The organism is Winogradskyella maritima (genome assembly GCF_042650215.1).
GTDB classification, from domain to species: Bacteria; Bacteroidota; Bacteroidia; order Flavobacteriales; family Flavobacteriaceae; genus Winogradskyella; species Winogradskyella maritima.
Genome location: NZ_JBHSAT010000023.1, coordinates 96,601 through 116,659 on the forward strand (window position 1 = coordinate 96,601; position 20,059 = coordinate 116,659).

The 20,059-nt window shown below is 39.4% G+C and carries 18 protein-coding genes; 10 read left to right on the plus strand and 8 right to left on the minus strand.

From position 1 onward, the window contains the following. The first annotated feature begins 23 nt into the window (after positions 1-23). Positions 24-2,030, plus strand: a complete 2,007-nt coding sequence (gene uvrB / locus ACFOSX_RS13520) for an excinuclease ABC subunit UvrB (RefSeq protein ID WP_386102267.1) — start codon at positions 24-26, stop codon at positions 2,028-2,030. A 2-nt stretch (positions 2,031-2,032) separates the two neighbouring features. Here the strand turns inward: uvrB and ACFOSX_RS13525 are convergent, their stop codons facing one another. Beyond that, the gene (locus ACFOSX_RS13525; protein ID WP_386102270.1) at positions 2,033-2,434 is read right to left on the minus strand and encodes a TerB family tellurite resistance protein; all 402 of its coding nucleotides are present in this window, start codon (positions 2,432-2,434) and stop codon (positions 2,033-2,035) included. A 190-nt stretch (positions 2,435-2,624) separates the two neighbouring features. Between ACFOSX_RS13525 and ACFOSX_RS13530 the strand changes: the two genes are divergently transcribed. From ACFOSX_RS13530 to ACFOSX_RS13540, 3 genes are all read left to right on the plus strand, one after another. Next, positions 2,625-3,389 carry an alpha/beta hydrolase gene (locus ACFOSX_RS13530; RefSeq protein WP_386102273.1) on the plus strand — a complete coding sequence of 255 codons (765 nt, stop codon included), beginning with the start codon at positions 2,625-2,627 and terminating at the stop codon, positions 3,387-3,389. Between the two features lie 2 nt (positions 3,390-3,391). Next, positions 3,392-3,634 carry a DUF1456 family protein gene (locus ACFOSX_RS13535; protein ID WP_386102276.1) on the plus strand — a complete coding sequence of 81 codons (243 nt, stop codon included), beginning with the start codon at positions 3,392-3,394 and terminating at the stop codon, positions 3,632-3,634. 82 nt (positions 3,635-3,716) lie between these two features. Beyond that, the gene (locus tag ACFOSX_RS13540; RefSeq protein ID WP_386102279.1) at positions 3,717-4,418 is read left to right on the plus strand and encodes a phosphoadenylyl-sulfate reductase; all 702 of its coding nucleotides are present in this window, start codon (positions 3,717-3,719) and stop codon (positions 4,416-4,418) included. A gap of 48 nt (positions 4,419-4,466) precedes the next feature. Here ACFOSX_RS13540 and sucC read toward each other — a convergent pair whose 3' ends face one another. After that, positions 4,467-5,657, minus strand: coding sequence for an ADP-forming succinate--CoA ligase subunit beta (sucC, locus tag ACFOSX_RS13545; protein ID WP_386102282.1), 1,191 nt, complete (start codon positions 5,655-5,657; stop codon positions 4,467-4,469). A gap of 289 nt (positions 5,658-5,946) precedes the next feature. Between sucC and lysA the strand changes: the two genes are divergently transcribed. From lysA to ACFOSX_RS13575, 6 genes are all read left to right on the plus strand, one after another. Then, positions 5,947-7,170, plus strand: a complete 1,224-nt coding sequence (gene lysA / locus ACFOSX_RS13550; protein WP_386103054.1) for a diaminopimelate decarboxylase — start codon at positions 5,947-5,949, stop codon at positions 7,168-7,170. 191 nt (positions 7,171-7,361) lie between these two features. Further along, positions 7,362-8,168, plus strand: a complete 807-nt coding sequence (locus tag ACFOSX_RS13555; protein WP_386102285.1) for a M23 family metallopeptidase — start codon at positions 7,362-7,364, stop codon at positions 8,166-8,168. A 61-nt stretch (positions 8,169-8,229) separates the two neighbouring features. Then, a complete protein-coding gene (locus tag ACFOSX_RS13560; protein ID WP_386102288.1) occupies positions 8,230-9,414 on the plus strand; it encodes a DUF1624 domain-containing protein in 1,185 nt (394 codons plus the stop codon). A gap of 53 nt (positions 9,415-9,467) precedes the next feature. Then, the gene (locus ACFOSX_RS13565) at positions 9,468-12,719 is read left to right on the plus strand and encodes a S41 family peptidase (RefSeq protein WP_386102291.1); all 3,252 of its coding nucleotides are present in this window, start codon (positions 9,468-9,470) and stop codon (positions 12,717-12,719) included. A gap of 78 nt (positions 12,720-12,797) precedes the next feature. After that, the gene (locus ACFOSX_RS13570) at positions 12,798-13,784 is read left to right on the plus strand and encodes a M28 family peptidase (RefSeq protein WP_386102294.1); all 987 of its coding nucleotides are present in this window, start codon (positions 12,798-12,800) and stop codon (positions 13,782-13,784) included. 70 nt (positions 13,785-13,854) lie between these two features. Next, positions 13,855-14,751, plus strand: coding sequence for a hypothetical protein (locus ACFOSX_RS13575; protein WP_386102297.1), 897 nt, complete (start codon positions 13,855-13,857; stop codon positions 14,749-14,751). 3 nt (positions 14,752-14,754) lie between these two features. Here the strand turns inward: ACFOSX_RS13575 and ACFOSX_RS13580 are convergent, their stop codons facing one another. From ACFOSX_RS13580 to ACFOSX_RS13605, 6 genes are read right to left on the minus strand one after another with little or no spacing between them, the layout of a single operon-like run. Then, entirely contained in the window at positions 14,755-15,135 is a 381-nt protein-coding gene (locus ACFOSX_RS13580) for a glyoxalase/bleomycin resistance/extradiol dioxygenase family protein (protein WP_386102300.1), read from the minus strand. 8 nt (positions 15,136-15,143) lie between these two features. Continuing rightward, positions 15,144-15,716: a hypothetical protein gene (locus ACFOSX_RS13585; RefSeq protein ID WP_386102303.1), complete on the minus strand. Its 573-nt coding sequence runs from the start codon at positions 15,714-15,716 to the stop codon at positions 15,144-15,146. A 2-nt stretch (positions 15,717-15,718) separates the two neighbouring features. Beyond that, on the minus strand, positions 15,719-17,128 hold the full coding sequence (locus ACFOSX_RS13590; protein ID WP_386102306.1) for a M20/M25/M40 family metallo-hydrolase: 1,410 nt from the start codon (positions 17,126-17,128) through the stop codon (positions 15,719-15,721). Then, on the minus strand, positions 17,121-17,999 hold the full coding sequence (locus ACFOSX_RS13595) for a PPK2 family polyphosphate kinase (protein ID WP_386102309.1): 879 nt from the start codon (positions 17,997-17,999) through the stop codon (positions 17,121-17,123). Before ACFOSX_RS13595 ends, ACFOSX_RS13590 begins: the two co-directional genes overlap by 8 nt. A gap of 6 nt (positions 18,000-18,005) precedes the next feature. Beyond that, a complete protein-coding gene (locus ACFOSX_RS13600) occupies positions 18,006-19,169 on the minus strand; it encodes a sigma-54-dependent transcriptional regulator (protein WP_386102312.1) in 1,164 nt (387 codons plus the stop codon). A 1-nt stretch (position 19,170) separates the two neighbouring features. Next, on the minus strand, positions 19,171-20,055 hold the full coding sequence (locus tag ACFOSX_RS13605; protein ID WP_386102315.1) for a DUF6268 family outer membrane beta-barrel protein: 885 nt from the start codon (positions 20,053-20,055) through the stop codon (positions 19,171-19,173). Positions 20,056-20,059 lie beyond the last annotated feature (4 nt).

A 20,059-nucleotide genomic window follows, 5' to 3' on the forward strand; every position in this document is an offset into this window, starting at 1 on the left:
TTCTTTATTGTAACTTTGCTTTTATGCGATTTAAAATTGAGTCCGAATTCAAACCTACAGGCGACCAGCCACAAGCCATAAAACAGTTGGCTGATGGTATCAAGTCTAACGAAAGATACCAAACACTTTTGGGCGTTACCGGTTCGGGAAAAACCTTTACCGTTGCTAATGTTATCGAAGAAGTGCAACGCCCTACGTTGGTGTTGGCGCATAACAAAACTTTGGCCGCTCAGCTCTATTCAGAATTCAAGCAGTTTTTTCCTGATAATGCCGTAGAGTACTTTGTTAGCTATTATGATTATTACCAGCCTGAAGCCTACATTCCGGTTACTGGCGTTTACATAGAAAAGGATTTATCCATCAACGAGGAGATTGAAAAAATGCGACTCAGCACTACCTCTTCTCTATTATCGGGACGACGTGATGTTTTGGTGGTCGCCTCTGTTTCGTGTTTGTATGGTATTGGGAATCCTGTGGAATTTCAAAAAAATGTTATTACGTTAGAACGCGACCAAGTGATTTCGCGCACCAAGTTGCTACATCAACTGGTTCAAAGTTTATATGCGCGGACTGAAGCGGATTTTAAAAATGGGAACTTCAGGATAAAGGGTGATACCGTCGATGTATTTCCTGGGTATTCAGATAATGCATTTAGAATCCACTTTTTCGGCGATGAGATTGAAGCGATTGAAGCCTTTGATGTGCATTCCAACGAAATTCTCGAAGAGTATGACCGTTTGAATATCTATCCTGCAAACATGTTCGTGACCTCTCCAGATGTTTTAAATGGTGCGATAAAAGATATTCAGGATGACCTTGTAGCGCAACATGATTATTTTAAGGATATCGGAAAACACCTTGAAGCTAAACGTTTGAAGGAGCGAACGGAATTCGATTTGGAAATGATTCGCGAATTAGGCTACTGTTCTGGGATTGAAAATTATTCAAGATATCTGGATGGCAGAGCGCCCGGCACTCGCCCATTCTGCTTACTCGACTATTTTCCAGATGATTATCTTATGGTGGTTGATGAAAGTCACGTCACCATTTCGCAAATCCATGCCATGTACGGTGGCGATAGAAGCCGAAAAGAAAATTTAGTAGAATACGGCTTTCGATTGCCCGCCGCTATGGACAATCGCCCGTTAAAGTTTGAAGAATTCGAAATACTTCAAAATCAAATCATTTACGTTTCCGCAACACCCGCTGATTACGAAATGCAAAAAACTGACGGTGTTTATGTGGAACAGGTGATTCGCCCAACGGGCTTGTTAGACCCGATAATCGAAGTACGTCCAAGTCTTAATCAAATTGATGATTTAATTGAAGAGATTCAGACACGTGTAGAAAAAGACGAACGCACCTTGGTTACAACATTGACCAAACGTATGGCCGAAGAGTTGGTCAAATATCTGACCAGAATTTCCATCCGATGCCGTTACATCCACAGTGACGTAGACACTTTGGAACGCGTCGAGATTATGCAAGATTTGCGAAAAGGCATTTTTGATGTGTTGGTCGGTGTTAATTTGCTCCGTGAAGGTTTAGATTTACCTGAGGTCTCCTTGGTCGCTATTTTAGACGCGGATAAAGAAGGTTTTCTAAGGTCTAACCGCTCGTTAACTCAAACAGTCGGGCGAGCCGCACGAAATTTGAACGGTATGGCAATTATGTATGCCGATACCATCACCCAAAGCATGCAAAAAACCATTGATGAGACCAATTATCGTCGTGAAAAGCAGATGGCATACAACAAAGAACATTACATTACGCCAACAGCGCTGAACAAGAGTTTGGACTCAGCCCTTGCCAAAAATTCTGTAAGTACCTATCGCACCGAACTGGATGCGAAAATTGCCGCAGAGCCAGAAAGCAAATATTTGACAAAAAGCGAATTGGAAAAGAAGATTCGTGAAAAACGAAAACTCATGGAGCAAGCAGCCAAGGCACTCGATTTTATGGAAGCTGCACGCTTTAGAGATGAGATTACGGCGTATCAGGCTAAATTGGAGGAGTTGAAGGTGAAGTAATTTTAATTGTACTGCACCTTAAAAATATCAATCAAGAAATCTGGTGGCACAATTTTATTAGGAAAGCTTTCCATTAAGTCCAATACCCTATTTATTGCATCGTGATTAAGGCCCATTCGTAAACCAAAATTGTGAATTTTTGCGAGATGCTTACGGTCAATGTTCTTTCCGAGATTCATCAATAACACCAAACGGTGAAACTGCACAATGCGCTCACTGAACGATTTAAGATGCACATAGTTTACTGGGTGCTCAAATAGATAGTCAAAATCGGCTTGTGAAATTTCCAACTGTTTGGCTACACCTAATAAAAAATTATACTCGATGGATTTTATATTTTCGTCCGTCTGGGCGAAGGCTATCATTTCTGAGAGTAAACTGAGCTTTTCAACGCGATTAATCATATCAGTCTAAAAGGGATTAATTAATAATGTAAAGTTAGGGGACATCCCATTATTATTGTCGTTGATATGGTGTATCTTGTCGAAAAATTAGTAGCATTTAGTCGTGTTTTTTAAACGTTGGTCATCGCATTCTGAATATTTAAATCAGCCAAAAAGGTTGATTTTATTAGGAGTTGCTTTATTTTTTTTATTGCAATTAACTGCACAAGAATATGTTTCTGAAAGCCTTCACTCCTTCAGCATAAACGCATCAACACTTAACACCAACAAAACCATTTGGGTTTACCTTCCTAAAAACTATACTAAAAGCAAAGCGAAGTATCCAGTCATTTACATGCATGATGCTCAAAACTTATTTGATGCTAAGGCCTCATACGCTGGCGAATGGAAAGTTGACGATTATATGGATGGTTTAGGCATTGGAGAATCCATCGTTGTCGGAATAGAGCATGGAAACGACAAACGTATCGACGAATTAACGCCCTTTAAACACGATAAATATGGCGGTGGTCAAGGAGAGGCATACTTAGATTTCATTATCAATATCGTAAAGCCAAAAATTGAAGCTGATTATCGTGTTAAAACAAATCCTTCTGACACTACAATCATGGGCTCATCCTTGGGAGGCCTGCTATCCTTTTACGCTATATTGAAATATCCAGAAGAATTTGGAAATGCCGGTGTGTTTTCGCCATCATTTTGGATAAATCCTGAGATTTTTGACTTGGTGGAAAACACTGATATTCCTTCAAGTTCAAAATTTTATATTATGGTGGGTGGCAAGGAAGGTGAATCCATGGTTGAAGATTTTGAAAAGATGGTAGAGCTTTTAAAGTCTAAAGGTTTAAGTGCTTCAAATTTAACTTCGGAAATTATTCAAGACGGAGAGCATAACGAGAAATTATGGGCTTCACAATTTCCGAAAGCGTATCAATGGTTTAATTCTTCAAATTAATTATGACAAATAACGATATATTCAAAAAATTAAGAGTCGCCCACAAATTACGTGATGACGATATTGTTAGGATTCTGGCTTTGGTCGATTTCAGAATTTCAAAAAGTGAATTGAATGCCTTTTTCAGAAAGGAAGATCATCCAAAATACATGGAGTGTGGCGACCAAATTCTTCGAAATTTCCTTAATGGATTAATCATACATCTGCGGGGTCCAATGCCAAAACCGAAAAAAAAGGAGGCATAAATTAGTAATTCTTTAAAACTCAAGGTCATTTTTTAAATTTCAAACTGTCTATAGTATCTTGCGCTCTTAATCCGTAGGATGCATGTTTGAATTTGTTCCCAAAACGTCTGAAAATCCCATAATTTCTTCAGAAGAGATTGCATTGCTTAATAAGCGATACAAATCACTTTCTGCATCTCAACGTATTGAACAGCTCTACAAAGACTTTAAATTAGAAGATGTAATGCTGACCAGCTCTTTTGCGGCGACTTCGGCTTTTTTATTGAAACTGGTGTCTTCGGTAAATAAAGCGCAACCCGTCTATTTCATAGACACAGGTTACCATTTTGAAGATACGCTTCGTTATAAAGAACAACTTACAGAGACTTACGGTCTAAATGTCATTTCCGTTTCTGCAATAAAAGAAGAGCACGAATTTACCACCAAGGATCAAACCTGGACCAAAAACCCTGATTTTTGCTGTAGCATTAACAAAGTAAAACCCTTGGACGCCATAAAATCGGAATACAAAATCTGGATGTCTGGTTTAATGGAGTGGCAATCCGACCATAGAGCGTCTCTAGATATTTTCGAATTGCGTGGCGATATCCTAAAGTTTTATCCGCTCTTGGATATTTCCAAAGAATCACGAGATGCTTATATTGAAAAGCATCAACTGCCATTTCATCCCCTAGTTGCCAAAGGCTATCATTCTATTGGTTGTAAACATTGTACAGTTCCAGGAGAAGACCGTTCTGGCCGTTGGAACAACAACCCTAAAACTGAATGTGGGTTGCATCTATAAAAAAAGCGCCTAGAATCTAGACGCTTTTCAATATATCTCAATTGCCGCTTACGACAATACTTGCTGTACTTTATCTGCTGCTTCTTGAAATTCCGTAGCACTCATGACATCCAATCCTGAATTATCAATTAACTCTTTAGCTACATCGGCATTAGTGCCTTGAAGTCTTACAATGATTGGTACTTCAATGTTTCCTATACTTTTATATGCATCAATAACTCCTTGAGCAACACGGTCACAACGTACAATACCACCGAAGATATTAATCAAGATAGCTTTTACGTTAGGGTCTCTCAAAATGATTTCGAAGGCTGCCTCTACTCTTGCGGCATCTGCTGTTCCTCCAACATCTAAGAAGTTGGCAGGGTCACCACCAGCTTGTTTTATTAGGTCCATAGTCGCCATGGCCAAACCAGCACCGTTAACCATACAACCCACATTTCCATCTAAGTCTACATAGTTAAGACCTAATTTACCGGCTTCAACTTCAATAGGGCGCTCTTCACGTAAATCACGCATTTCAGCCAAATCTTTGTGACGGAACAACGCGTTATCATCTAAAGACACTTTGGCGTCCACTGCCATGATTTTGTCATCACTTGTCTTTAAAACCGGATTGATTTCAAACAACGACGAATCAGATTCTACGTAAGCACGGTACAAGGCCGCAACAAACTTGGTCATATCCTTAAATGCCGCGCCAGACAATCCTAAGTTGAAAGCGATTTTTCGAGCTTGAAAACCCTGCAAACCAACAGCCGGATCAATTTCTTCAGTAAATATTAAGTGTGGCGTCTCCTCTGCAACAGTTTCTATATCCATACCACCTTCGGTAGAATACATAATCATGTTACGACCAGTAGACCTATTCAACAATACCGACATATAGAATTCACTGGTTTCCGAATCACCAGGATAATATACATCTTCTGCCACCAATACTTGGTGTACACGCTTACCTTCGGCCGATGTTTGCGGTGTTACCAAATCCATCCCAATAATTTGATCAGAAATGGAACGTACCTCATCTAAATTCTTAGCTAGTTTTACGCCGCCACCCTTACCACGGCCACCTGCGTGAACTTGAGCTTTAATAACATGCCAACCTGTACCAGTATCTTCAGTCAATTTTTTGGCTGCTGCCACTGCTTCATCAGGATTTTGCGCCACAATACCACGTTGGATACGTACGCCAAAACTGCTTAATAATTCTTTGCCTTGATATTCGTGTAAATTCATTATGAATAGAAATTTTTTATGTCCGTAGTGACGCTTTTTCGTCACCAAATTTATGAGTGCAAAAATAAGGATAGTTATGCGTTTCTCAAATATATTTTAATGAAGACTTGTCTAATGCTTAAGTCTGAAGGTTCTTCAATTTTAATGTAAACAACCTATATCAGAAGTTCATATTCTTATGCTGATTAGAATTTGTTAATTATATAACAAATTGTTTTAAATGTGATTTTATATGATAATAAATACTTCAAAACGTGTTGAAACTCTATTTTTGGTAAAATTCTTAGCCATGAACGAGCAACTTTTACGCATTACAGAGACTTTTGGAAGTCCAGTCTATGTATACGATTCTGAAACCATAACACGTCAATATAATCGCCTTACTAGCGCTTTTTCAAACGTGAAAAGTCTAAAACTGAATTACGCTGTAAAGGCTCTCTCAAATATTTCAATTTTAAAATTGTTCAATACTTTGGGCTCAGGATTAGATACGGTGTCAATTCAAGAAGTGCAACTTGGCCTAAAAGCTGGATTCCAACCAGAAGACATCATATTCACTCCTAATGGTGTATCCTTGGAAGAAATTGAAACTGTCGCTAAACTTGGGGTTCAAATTAATATTGACAATCTTTCAATACTAGAACAATTCGGGACTAAGCATCCAGAAGTTCCGGTTTGCATTCGTATTAATCCACATGTTATGGCTGGCGGAAACACCAATATTTCTGTGGGGCATATCGATAGTAAGTTTGGGATTTCCATCCATCAAATTCCGCTATTACTTCGTATTGTAGAAAACACTAATATGAATATTAACGGTATCCACATGCATACGGGTAGTGATATTCTAGATATTGATGTCTTTCTTTATGCTAGTGAAATTCTGTTTGAAACGGCAAAAAATTTCAAAGATTTAGAGTTTATAGACTTTGGTTCAGGTTTTAAAGTCCCTTATAAAGAAGGCGATATTGAAACCAATATTGAAGAATTGGGCGAAAAATTAGGACAACGCTTCAACGACTTCTGTAAGGCTTACGGTAGGGACTTAACCTTAGCTTTTGAACCTGGTAAGTTCTTAGTTAGCGAAGCAGGTCAATTTTTGGTAAAAGTGAATGTAGTAAAACAAACTACCTCAACGGTTTTTGCGCAGGTCGATTCGGGGTTTAATCATTTGATTCGCCCAATGCTTTACGGCTCGCAACACCAGATTGTAAATATCTCAAACCCTGAGGGGCGCGAACGTTTTTATTCCGTGGTCGGTTACATCTGCGAGACCGATACCTTCGCTAATAACCGCCGAATCAATGAAATCAATGAGGGTGACATATTAGCCTTCAAAAATGCGGGCGCCTATTGTTATTCTATGGCCAGCAACTATAACTCCAGATACCGCCCAGCTGAAGTGCTTTGGCATAATGGCGAAGCCCATTTGATAAGACAGCGCGAAACGCTAGACGATATTCTTAAAAATCAGGTTGAGATTGACTTTAGAATTGATGCGGAACTCGCTTAAATATATAATAGGTGTATATATTGAATTTGTCACTCTCGAATTTTCGAAGTGTACAGTCGAAATGAATTAAAAACCGCTATTTTAATTTTCTCGACTCCGCTCGAAATGACAGAAAATAATACATTCAAAAAGCCTCTTTTTGTAACATTTCTGTTCTGAAGCTATCTTTATTAGAAAGATTTCAATTTAGTATGAAGCATATTTTACTTTTGCTACTGTTTATCAATTTGGTATGGCATAATTCAGAAGCCCAAGCACTAAAGGTCCGTAAATATCAAGATGCGGATAGTCTAAGGTTCAAGATTATTAATACTACTATTGTACCAATGAGTTTTGAGCTTCATGCTATAGATAGCGTTAAACAGTTTACCCGTGCAAATGGCGAATTTATTGTACCGGCAAAGGATACACTTATGAACATCGCTTCCATCAGTAACTTAAAAGTTATAGACACAACTTCTTTTAATTTTAACCATTTCTTTACCTACAAAGGCTATTACGGCGACCCATCAACTATTAAACCAGACCTCAATTACAAATACACACTTCCGTTTTCAAAAAGAAAAAAGGTAAAAATCAATCAAGGCTTCAATGGCAAGAAATCGCACCAATCTGTTCGGTCTAAATATGCGCTTGACTTCGGGTTAAAAATTGGAGATACCGTTGTCGCTTCTAGAGCTGGAATGGTAGTGCGGACTATAAGTCATTTCAAGGAGAGTGGTGATATTTCGTTCATTAACAAAGCCAATAAAGTTGTGATTATGCATACCGACGGCACCTTTGGCAACTACGTTCATTTAGATTTTGAAGGGGTTTTGGTTTCCGAAGGCGACCAAGTTTCTGTCGGACAGCCCATCGGGATTTCAGGCAATACGGGCTATTCCAGCGGACCACATTTACATTTTGTGGTTCGGCGTGAAAAGGATATTGCTATCCCTATTCAGTTTGAAGGCTATTCAACAATCAAGCAAGGCAAAAAATACAAGCGCAAAGATTAACGACATTTTTCTATCTTTAAAGGCCTCAAGTCTTTTGAAACCTCATCAATCAAACTTCAAAATGACAGTCCTTAAATCAAAACGAATTGAGTCCATCGATGTGCTACGTGGTTTAGCCATGGTTATAATGGCCATTGACCACGTTCGGGATTTCTTCCATAGTGAGGCTTTTTTATCCGACCCATCCAACTTGGAAACCACGACGCCAGAATTATTCCTGACGCGATTTGTAACCCATTATTGTGCGCCAGTCTTTATACTCCTTTCTGGAACTTCCGCTTTTCTATACGGGCAACGTAGAACGAAGAAAGCGCTTTCAAAATTTTTGTTTACACGTGGACTATGGCTGGTCTTTGTAGAAATCGTTATCATGAATTTCCTCTGGTGGTTTGACCCGACCTATAGTTTTTTAAACCTACAAGTCATTTGGGCCATAGGGTTGTGTATGATGGTGATGTCTGCTATCATTTACCTGCCTCTACGATGGATTCTTATACTCGGTCTACTCTTGGTTTTTGGGCATAATCTGTTAGATGGCATTACCGTTCAGGGTTCAAATTTCGGCGAAATCATCTATGGTATTTTGCATCAACCTTTATTCATTCCATACGGCGACGGTCGTGTCGTATGTTTCCTCTACCCTATTCTACCTTGGATTGGCGTGATGAGTCTGGGATTTTGTCTCGGGCAACTCTATGTGAAGTCTTTCGATGCAAAAATTAGAAAGCGAATCCTTATTAATTTAGGGCTTATTGCCATAGGGATTTTCTTGTTACTGAGAACCTTTAATATCTATGGAGAGCCAAACCATTGGTCACCGCAAGACAACTCTATATTCTCCATATTATCCTTTATTAATGTCACAAAATATCCGCCGTCTCTGCTTTTCTTACTAATTACATTAGGGCCTTCATTGCTACTATTGGCATTTGTTGAACCTATTAAAAACCGATTGACCAATATTTTACTGGTATACGGACGAGTCCCATTTTTCTACTATGTACTTCATGTTTTGGTCATACATCTAACGGCTATCGTCGGGCTTTTAATCACGGGTGAATCTTGGAAACGTATGATTTTGACTTCAGATGTTTTTATGGAAGGTAAACTGGCAGGTTACGGGTACTCACTGGGCATCACATATCTTGTATGGCTATTTGTGATTATTATAATGTATCCACTTTGCCGATGGTATATGAACTATAAATTGAAACATAAAGATAAATGGTGGCTGAGTTATTTGTAACTTTAAGCTCACATTCATCGTCAAACTAATCAAACAAAAATCAATCGAATACCATGACTTCTAAATTTTCTCTAAAACTGGCTTTCCTATTTACAATAGCCAGCATGTTTACTTTTGCCCAAGGCACACGCTTATTAAGACAACCTAGCCTAGGAAACAACCAAGTGACCTTCGTTTATGGTGGTGATATTTGGGTTTATGATATGGGTGATAATTCAACCATTCGTATTACAAGTACACCTGCAGTAGAATCACATCCGCACTTTTCCCCTGATGGAAAAACCATTGCTTTTACCTCTAACAGAACAGGTACAAATACTATTTACACTGTTTCTAATGAGGGTGGTGAGCCTACGAGAATTACATGGCATCCATCCAATAATCTCGTAAGAGGTTGGAGCAATGATGGAACCCAAATTTTATTTGCCAGCGATAGAAATACGGCGCCCCGCCCCTATAACCGCTTGCACAAAATAGCTAAGGATGGTGGTGTTGCTGAATTATTGACTAAGCAGTGGAGTAATGATGGCGCTTACGCACCAGACGGTAAACAATTAATCGTCGATAAAATGGACCGTTGGGATGTGGAATGGCGTGCCTATCGCGGTGGACAAAATACACCACTCTATATTTTAGATGTAGCGTCTCAGTCTGAAACCCTTTTACCCAACCAAAAAACCACAGACATACAACCCAATTGGATTGGTGATAACATCTACTTTTTATCAGACCGTGATTTAGTCATGAATATTTGGTCTTATAAACCGGCATCAAAAGCCATGGAACAGCTCACCAAATTTAAAGGCTCAGATGTAAAATGGTTACCAGGAAAAGGAAACGAACTCATTTTTGAACGTGATGGCTATCTGCATATTCATAACTTGAATACAAATGACACCAAACAACTAAATATCACGGTAGTCGGTGATTTCCCTTGGGCGTCTCCACAGTGGGAAGACGTTACAAATAGAGCACGCTCAGCATCATTATCACCTAATGGAAAGCGCGCCATAATGGAAGCGCGTGGTGATATTTTTACGGTTCCTGTAGAATTTGGCGACGCTAGAAATATTACGATGACATCAGGCACGGCAGACCGAGCACCAGTTTGGTCGCCTAAAGGGGATAAATTAGCTTGGTTTTCGGATGCTGATGGCAAAGGTTATGCGCTGATGATTTCAAATCAAGATGGTATGGATGACCCAGAAGTCATTTCTATTGGGGAATCTAAAATGGCATGGAATCCAACCTGGTCGCCAGATGGTTCCCATATTGCCTTTGTGGATGATGACGTAAGAATGCGACTTGTGAATCTTTCTAACAAAAAAATAAAAACCATTGATGTCGCTGGCAATAATTTAGAGCGAGGAAGCATTAATCTCAATTGGTCGCCAGACAGCAAATGGATAGCCTATGAAAAATCTGGGAACAACAGTTTTAGACAGATTTATATCTATAATGTAGATTCGGGCAAAACGCAGTCTATTACGGATCCATTTGCAGATTCATTCTCACCCGCTTGGGACCTCAACAAAAAGCAAATGTACTTTTTAGCCAGTACAGACGTGGCATTGGGCAGTGGTTGGGCCAATACAAGTGCCATGACATCCAACCCCGAATATGCAGGCTACGTCATTAACTTAGACGCTAATGATGAGTCGCCTTTTAAACCAAAAAGCGACGAAGAAGAGGTAAAAGAAGAAGATACCGACAATGAAGATGAGAAGAAAGAAGAGAAAAAAGAAGAGGACTCAAAAGATAAAAACGATGGATTAAAAATTGATTTTGAAGACAGCGGACGACGCACAATGGCTTTACCGATTCCGGTGAGAAATTACAGCTACATCATTGCAGGACCTAAAGGGTATGCCTTTATCGGTGAGCGCATTCCAAATAGCTTTGGAACCAAACTACATAAATTCAATCTGGATGACCAAGAATTAAAAGAGTTTGCACCGAGCGCAAGTGGTGTATCCATAACTCCGAACGGAAAGCACATGTTAGCCCGAATAAATGGTAATTGGAACGTCGTAAAAACCTCGGGAGCCAATGCTAAAGGTGGAAAACGCTTGAAGATTAATCTTCAAATGAACCTAGACCGTTATGCAGAATGGAACCAAATTTTTGAAGAAGCTTGGCGCTATGAGCGCGATTATTTCTACGACCCAGATATGCACGGCCGTAATTGGAACACTGTCTATAAACGTTATGCGCCGTTAATGCCTTACGTGAAACACAGAAGTGACCTTAACTATATTCTAGACCAAATGAATGGCGAATTGTCCGTTGGGCATAGTTTTGTCAGCGGAGGCGATTATCCGCAGGTTGACCGCTCTAAAGCCGGGCTTCTAGGTGCCGATTTTGAAGACGATAACGACCGTTGGAAAATTAAACGCATCTACACCACAGAAAGCTGGAATCCTGGTTTATCAGGTCCGCTCGATGCACCTGGATTGAATGTGAAAGAAGGTTATTTTATCGTTGGAATAAATGGTAAAGAACTTAAAGCCAATGACAATATTCACAAGCACTTGGACGGAACGTCTGGTATGCAAACCGTACTTCATATTAATAGTTCTCCAAAATTTGAAGGCCATTGGACCGAAATCGTTGAACCAATTCGAAGTGAAAATGCCTTACGTCAACGCGCTTGGGTGGAAGACAACAGAAGAATGGTTGACAAATTAAGTAATGGCCGATTAGGTTATGTTTGGGTGCCAAACACTGGTGGTCCTGGCTTTGTATCTTTCAATCGTTATTATTTTGCACAGCAAGACAAAGAAGGCGCAGTCATTGATGAGCGTTTTAATGGTGGAGGATTGCTTGACGATTATATGGTAGACCTTATGACCAGAAGTCTTAGAGCGGGATTGACCAACGAAGTGCCCAACGGAAACCCCATGAAATTACCTGCGGGTATTTTAGGTCCAAAAGTATTGTTGGTTAATGAATTGGCTGGCTCTGGTGGCGACTTTTTCCCATGGGTATTCAGACAACAAAACGCTGGGAAATTAATCGGGAAAACAACTTGGGGAGGCCTTGTTAAATCATCTACGCATTATCTCTTTGTAGATGGCGGACGAATGACAGCCCCGGACAATGCGGTTTTCGACCCTATAAACAACAAATGGATTGCCGAAAATGTTGGGGTTGCACCAGATATTGAAGTGCGCCAGGATGCCAAAGGTTTATCTGAAGATAGAGACCCACAACTAGAACGTGCTGTTGATGAATTGATGAAAGAATTGGGCGTTAAACGTAAAATCACGTATCCGAAATATCCGAAACCAGCGACAGGAAACTAAACTTTTATCTACATTTATATTATGAAATACTTCTCTCTCTTATTGCTACTTACTCTTTTTTCGTCCTGCAAAACACAAATGCAAGACGTACCACTAACTGACCAACAAATTACTGAAGCCACTGTCACAAAAGCAGATATAGAAGGTCATATCTATTTTTTAGCTGATGATTTGTTAAAAGGACGCGACACAGGCACACCTGAAAACAAAATCGCCGCATCCTATTTGGCAAATACCTTAAGAAGTTATGGTGTAAAACCGAATCCAAAATCGGGCGATTACTATCAAAAAATGACGTTAGAAATTCGTTCTCGCCGTGGAGAACCTGCTAAATCCGTGAACTCTCAAAATGTGATTGGTTATGTGGAAGGTACCGACCCTACATTGAAAAATGAATTTGTAATTTTCTCTGCGCATTATGACCATGTTGGTGTGCATAAAGTACCAAACAGCACGGATAGTATTTTCAACGGTGCTAGAGATAACGCTGTTGGAACAACAACAGTTTTAAGCATGGCTAAAAGTTTAGCCAAGCACCCTGGTAAGCGTTCAGCACTTTTTATTCTCTTTACTGGTGAAGAAAAAGGCCTATTGGGCAGTCGCTATTATGTGGAGAATCCTGTATTTCCTTTAAATCAGATGGTCTACTGTTTTAATAGTGATAACGGTGGTTATAACGATACGTCAATAACGACAATTATTGGTTTGGAACGCACTACGGTTGGACAACATATTAAAGATGCATCACAAGCTTTTGGACTCACCGCCATTGACGACCCAGCTGGGGAACAAGGCTTATTTGACCGTAGTGACAATGTCAATTTTGCCAAGAAAGGTATTCCTGCACCGACATTTTCCTTAGGCTTTCGTTCGTTTGATGGTGATGTCACCAAGTATTACCACCAACCGATAGATGAAGCGCATACCTTAGATTATGACTATTTGGAAAAATTCTTCAAAGCCTATGTATTATCTGGTCGAAAAATCATCAATGACCCTAAAACACCGACTTGGACTGCAGGCGATAAATACGAAGAAGCTTCAAGAGCTTTGTATGGGAAATAATTTATTTAAATTATACATGGTACGGTTTTTGAAAATTTAGAATCCAAATCATTTATTTGAATCTTTTCGCATGAAATTCAATTTACCCATCCTCTTATTAGTATTCATCTTTTCAACAGCTTACACCCAAGAAAACGGGTTTAAAGAAGTCCAGTTGACGGATAACAATTCAAACAATCGTTATTCGAGTTATAATAAAGAAGGTACTAAGATTTTGTTTGAATCGGACCGAGACGGTCGCTGGCAAATCTATATTATGGACATTGATGGTAATGGAGAGTCTCGCGTTTTAACTAGTACTTCAAACGACCGAAGACCAACGTGGCATCCGTTTAAAAACATGATTTTATTTGAATCGGACCGCTCCGGAACCAACGAACTCTACACTTACGATATCGATACAAAGGCATTGAAAATGGTGCCGATTCCTTTAGAAGGTCATAAGTCTTATGCTGAATTCTTTTCAAACGGCGTAGAACTTATTTTTTGCCTAGAAACAGAAAAAGGCAATAAGGATATTTATCGTGTTCATAAAAAAGGGAAGCTCCTTCGGAAACTAGTCTCAAATGAGCAAAAGAATAGGTATCCCAAAGCAAGTCGTCGAGGTGATTTCGTTTTGTATACTTCAGACAAGAATAATACACAAGATACGGATGTGATATACAATTATAGTGTCTTACAAAAGAGCAACAATAAGATTTCATTTTTTAAGGATGATTGCTCCGATGCCAGTTGGCCAAACGTTACTAATCGATTAGTTTTTAGCGGTTTGATTGACAAAGAAGACCACACAACCACCGAAATTTACACCATGCAAACGGATGGTTCACGAAAATTAAGAATCACCTACAATGAGCAAGACGATTCTCTCCCACATTGGTCGCCAAATGACATCAATATTTTAGTAACGCGTAGAATGCCGAATGGTGAACAGATTTTTAAGATTTTATTGAAAGAGCCGTTATAGGAATTACAAATCCCTATAATACACCAATCCATTGCTATCTAAGTCATAAAAGCCGAATTCCTTAGTGCCCCAAGGCGTTTCTTTTAGACTCGTGTTCTTATGAAATACGTCTTGAGTTTTGTACTCATTAAATAAAGCCGTTACATTTTGGGAATAGATTCTTAGCATAGGGCGGTCAATACCAGCCTCCCACTCTTTGGCGTCATGCCATTGCAAATGAATTTCAATAGCATCTCTACGTACGCCAGCATATTTTGGATTGTCACCGGCATCTTTAAATCCGAGCTGAAAGCCCAATTTGTTGACATAGTAATTTATAGCTTCGGTCACATTTTTAACCGGAAGGACGGGGTGTATGGCTTTTAAAATTCCTTTCTCTGACATGGCAACTTTTATTGACGCACTTTACCCGTAAAGTGATTTACCTTTGGATTGATAGGATTACCACTGGCACGCCGGCTTGTAGCCATCTGTCCACAATGCCAAATAGCATCGGCTATCGGTCCGTTCACTTGATTCCAAAACGGAATCTGTTGCTCGCCGAAAATGATTTTAAATTCTGAAATATCATCACTGGCTTTTAAAATATCTGAAGCCTTTTTAAGACTCATTAGAATAGCTTTTCGTTTTTCAACATAGGTCATTTCCTCTTTGGCGCCTCGGTCATTGGCTTTCTTTAAAGTTGAATTGACGATTATTTTAGACAAGTCATAAATATGGTCAATAGTTTCGCTTACAGAACGTCCGTCTTCATTGATTTTAAAATCTAAATCGGTTGCCTTCAAATCGTGCGAAGCCCAATAAAATCGGAAACCCAAGGCATCAACCATTCTTCCAGCAACGGTTCCTGCTGTAAAATCATCGGAATACTCTGGAATTTCATAGTACGGCAAATCCTCATGAATTTCTTGAGAAAATCCAAGAAATGACGATAAAAGTAGAACGGTTAAAATTTTCGTTTTCATGTCTAATCTTTAATTGGGGAGGACTGATTGAAACCATACTTATCCACCAAATAAATAAGGGACGTCATTGTTGCGGCACCTAGTTCCAATTCGCGCTTATTAACGGCGTCAAAGGTGTCGTTTGCGGCGTGATGATGGTCAAAATAACGTTGAGAGTCTGGTCGCAATCCAGCCAAAACATTGGTATCATTCTTTAGTGGACCGATGTCTGCACCACTACCACCCAATTCAAAATAATGAATGAGGTAGGGTTTAAACAAAGACTTCCATTCTAAAATTCTCTGATAATCCTGCTCTGAAGCCTGAATGGAAAAGCCTCTAGGTGTAAAACCACCTAAATCACTTTCTAAGGCAAAGACATGATTCTCACCCTTTTCTTTGGCAACACGTGCATACTCACGACCACCTCGTAATCCGTTTTCTTCATTCATAAATAACACCACACGAATGGTTCGTTTTGGTTGTATACCTGAAAGCTTCAAGAGACGCAAAACATCCATAGATTGAACCACGCCAGCACCATCATCATGAGACCCGTCACCCAAATCCCAAGAATCTAAATGGCCTCCAACTACAATGTATTCATCTGGATATGTACTTCCTGTGATTTCTCCGATAACATTGTAAGACAAGACATCATCCATCTGTTGGCATGTCTGTCTAAAGTGTAATTCTATATCTTCAGAAGTCTTAAGCACTTCGCTTAATGCATTGGCATCATTGGTTGAGATTGCCGCCGACGGAATACGTTTCTCATTCGGTAAATCAGCATACCCCATAGACCCTGTATGCGGTAAATCATCCTGGCGTAAACTCAATGAACGCGTGATTACCCCAACCGCACCATATTTTACGGCTTCTACTGCACCGGCATAGCGATAGCTTGAGCAACCGCTATAGGCTTCAAGTGTACTAATTAAATCGGCTTGCATTGGTCGGTTGTAAAAGACAATTTTTCCTTTTATGGCGTCTTCACCAAGCTGTTCTAATTGACTAAAATCAGTGACTTCTATGACCTCAGCACGCAAGCCTTCGTTTGGTGTAGGCACAGAACCACCCAAAGCACAGATATTGACAGGCACTTTTGTTCCGTCTTCTAAAAAGTAATATCCTGTTTCCTTATCGCCCCTTACCCACTTCGGTACCATCACTGGTTGTAACCAGACCTTATCCAAGCCTAATTTTTCCAGTTCTGCTTTAGTATACTGAACCGCTTTTTCTGCGTTTTCAGAACCTGACAATCGGCCACCAATGGCATTAGATAAGTGGTCTAACCATTGGTAACTGTAACCATTATTTAAGGAGGCACTGTAAATGGTTCGGACAGTTTCTTCATCTGTTTGTCCCGATACAATAACGTTGCATACCAATGCCATTGTAAGCATTATCTGCTTTACATTGAATCTATTCATTTTCTAATTCTTGTCTATAATTATCGATATTAGCTTTGTCCTTGGCTGGCAATTCTGGCTCCTTGATATCATCGTATTGCTTTAGTGTATCATATAAAATTTTGGCAACGATATATCTTGCCGTTGGTTTGTCATCCGCTGGAATGTTAAACCAGGGTGCGTGGGATTTAGATGTTGCATTTATGGCCTCTTCATAACACTTTTGATAGTCATCCCAAAGTCGCCGTTCCTTTAAATCATCTGCTGAGAACTTCCAATTTTTTGAAGGTTTGTTCAGGCGTCTTAATAACCTGTTCTTCTGTTCACCTTTTGAAAGATTCAAGAAAAACTTAAAAATAATGGTTCCATTATCGGCAATATGCTTTTCAAAATTGTTGATTTCCTGAAATCGGCGTTGCCAAAATTCTTGAGTAGCATCTTCAGGGGCGTTAAAGCCTGGCATATTTTCATACTTGAGATATTCAGGATGAACACGCGTCACCAAGACATTTTCATAATGGGTTCTATTGAAAATCCCGAATTTACCCCTAGCTGGAAGAGCGATATAGTGACGCCAGAGATAATCGTGCTTCAACTCCAATTCAGTAGGTTTTTTAAAGCTGTGCGCCACGATACCTCGGACATTGAACTCTTTAAAGACCTCGCGTATCATACTATCCTTTCCGGCTGTGTCCATGCCTTGAATACACATCAATACAGAATATTTGCCATGAGCATACATGGTGTTTTGAATGTCCGCCAGCTTCTTGCTCAGCTTAGTCATGGCTTTTTCAATCTCCTTTTCTTCGGCTTCAAGATTAAAATTTGTAGATAGGTTTTCGATCTTTATCTGAGACGAAATCTTGAATTCATCAATGCTAGGTTGTTTCATAGTAATCTATTTTGAAGCAAAAGCCTTTACATCGGCCTCGCTCACTTCTTGTCCCCCTAAGATAATCAATCGTTCTATAACGTTACGTAGCTCACGTATGTTCCCAGTCCAGTCGTAATTCTGAAGTAATTTAACCGCCTTATCAGAAAATGTTTTATTGGCCGTTCCTTGTTCTTCTGAAATTTTCTTGGAGAAGTAGTTAATTAAGAGAGGAATATCTTCTCGCCTGTCATTTAAAGCTGGTACTTCTATAAGAATAACAGCTAATCTGTGATACAGATCCTCCCTGAATTTACCATCTTCAATCTCTTTTTTTAGATTTTTATTTGTTGCGGCTACCACACGGACATTCACTTTGATGTCCTTGTCACTACCCACACGTTGTATACGACTTTCTTGAAGCGCCCTCAACACTTTTGCTTGGGCGGATAAACTCATGTCACCGATTTCATCCAAAAAAATGGTACCGCCATTGGCAGCTTCAAACTTACCAGCACGGTCTTTTGCAGCTGATGTAAATGCGCCTTTTACGTGTCCGAAAAGCTCACTTTCAATCAATTCGCTTGGAATAGCCGCACAATTCACCTCAATCATAGGGCCTTTACTGCGCTCGCTTTTTTGATGTAACCAGTGCGCCACTAGCTCTTTTCCGGTTCCATTTGGACCAGTAATCAAAACACGAGCATCGGTTGGCGCTACTTTATCTATCATGTCCTTGATGCGCTCAATTCCATCGCTTTCACCAATCATCTGGTAATTCTTGGAAACTTTCTTTTTAAGACGTTTGTTCTCTACAACGAGCTCTTTTCTGTCTAAAGCAATTCTAACGGTGTTGAGCAATCGGTTTAAATCTGGTGGTTTTGAGATGTAGTCAAACGCTCCTAGACGCATTGTGTTTACCGCCGTATCCAAATCCCCATGACCTGAAATCATGACCATAGGTGTTTCTGGCTTTATTTTTTTCACAGCTTCTAAAACCTCGACACCGTCCATTTTTGGCATTTTAATGTCGCAGAGCACCAAATCGTAATCGTCTTTCTTTATTTTTTCAATTCCGGCCAAACCATCTTCTGCTTCCTCAACGCTATAATCATCGCTTTCTTCGGAAAGAATTTTAACCAATACACGGCGGATCGCCGCTTCATCTTCTATGATAAGAATTTTCTTCATATTATATTTTGAATTTTAAGCCCGTTCGTAAATAAAAGGCATTAACATCATCTAATTTAAATATTTCTTCCCGGTCTTTATTTCGGAATACATTATTAAGTCTAAAGGTATATCCGAAATAACTATAGGCCACAAGGTGCTTGGTAAACTGATATTCATAGCCCAAACCACCAACAGCTACAGATAAAGAAATATGATCTACTGGGCGACCATTAAGGGTTGAGGGTTCTTGAATATGGGCGTAATAACCGTCTAAGGCAATAAATGCCTGAATATTTTGATTCTCCGTGACACTTCGCTTTAAATTCATTTTTGGCACTCCTAAAGTAAACGACCACCTATCATTTATATTCCTAAAATAGCTTACAAAAGGCAGTGGTATGGGTAATCCTACCGTAGTATTATAGGTTAATCCTAAAATGATTCGATATGGTCTTTTAATATCCGTAGCCTCTGTACGGTCTTTTATAAAATACACGCCACCGTTAAGAAATAAATCATCTGCAGAAATAGATTTCGTTAAGGTCGAAGCAATTCGAGGGTTGATTTTAGCACCAAACCGCCAATACTCACTCATTTTGAAGGTATAACCCACACTAAAATCAATAATGTGGAGCGTTTCTAAAGGCGCCGTTTCAAAATTATACTTGTCATCAAAATTTAGGATGATATGATTATACTCTCCACCTATGATTAAATAACTATCATTTTTAATTTCAATTGGGTAATTAATCAAAGCACGAAGGCGTGTATATTGGTCTTCGGACTTTCGTTTGGGAATAAAAGAATACTCCAACCTAGCTAAGTCTGTCAGCTGTGCTTCGGTTTGAAAGCAAAACATAAATACGAAAGCTACTACGCCAATAATCTTTATGTTTTGTCTCATATTT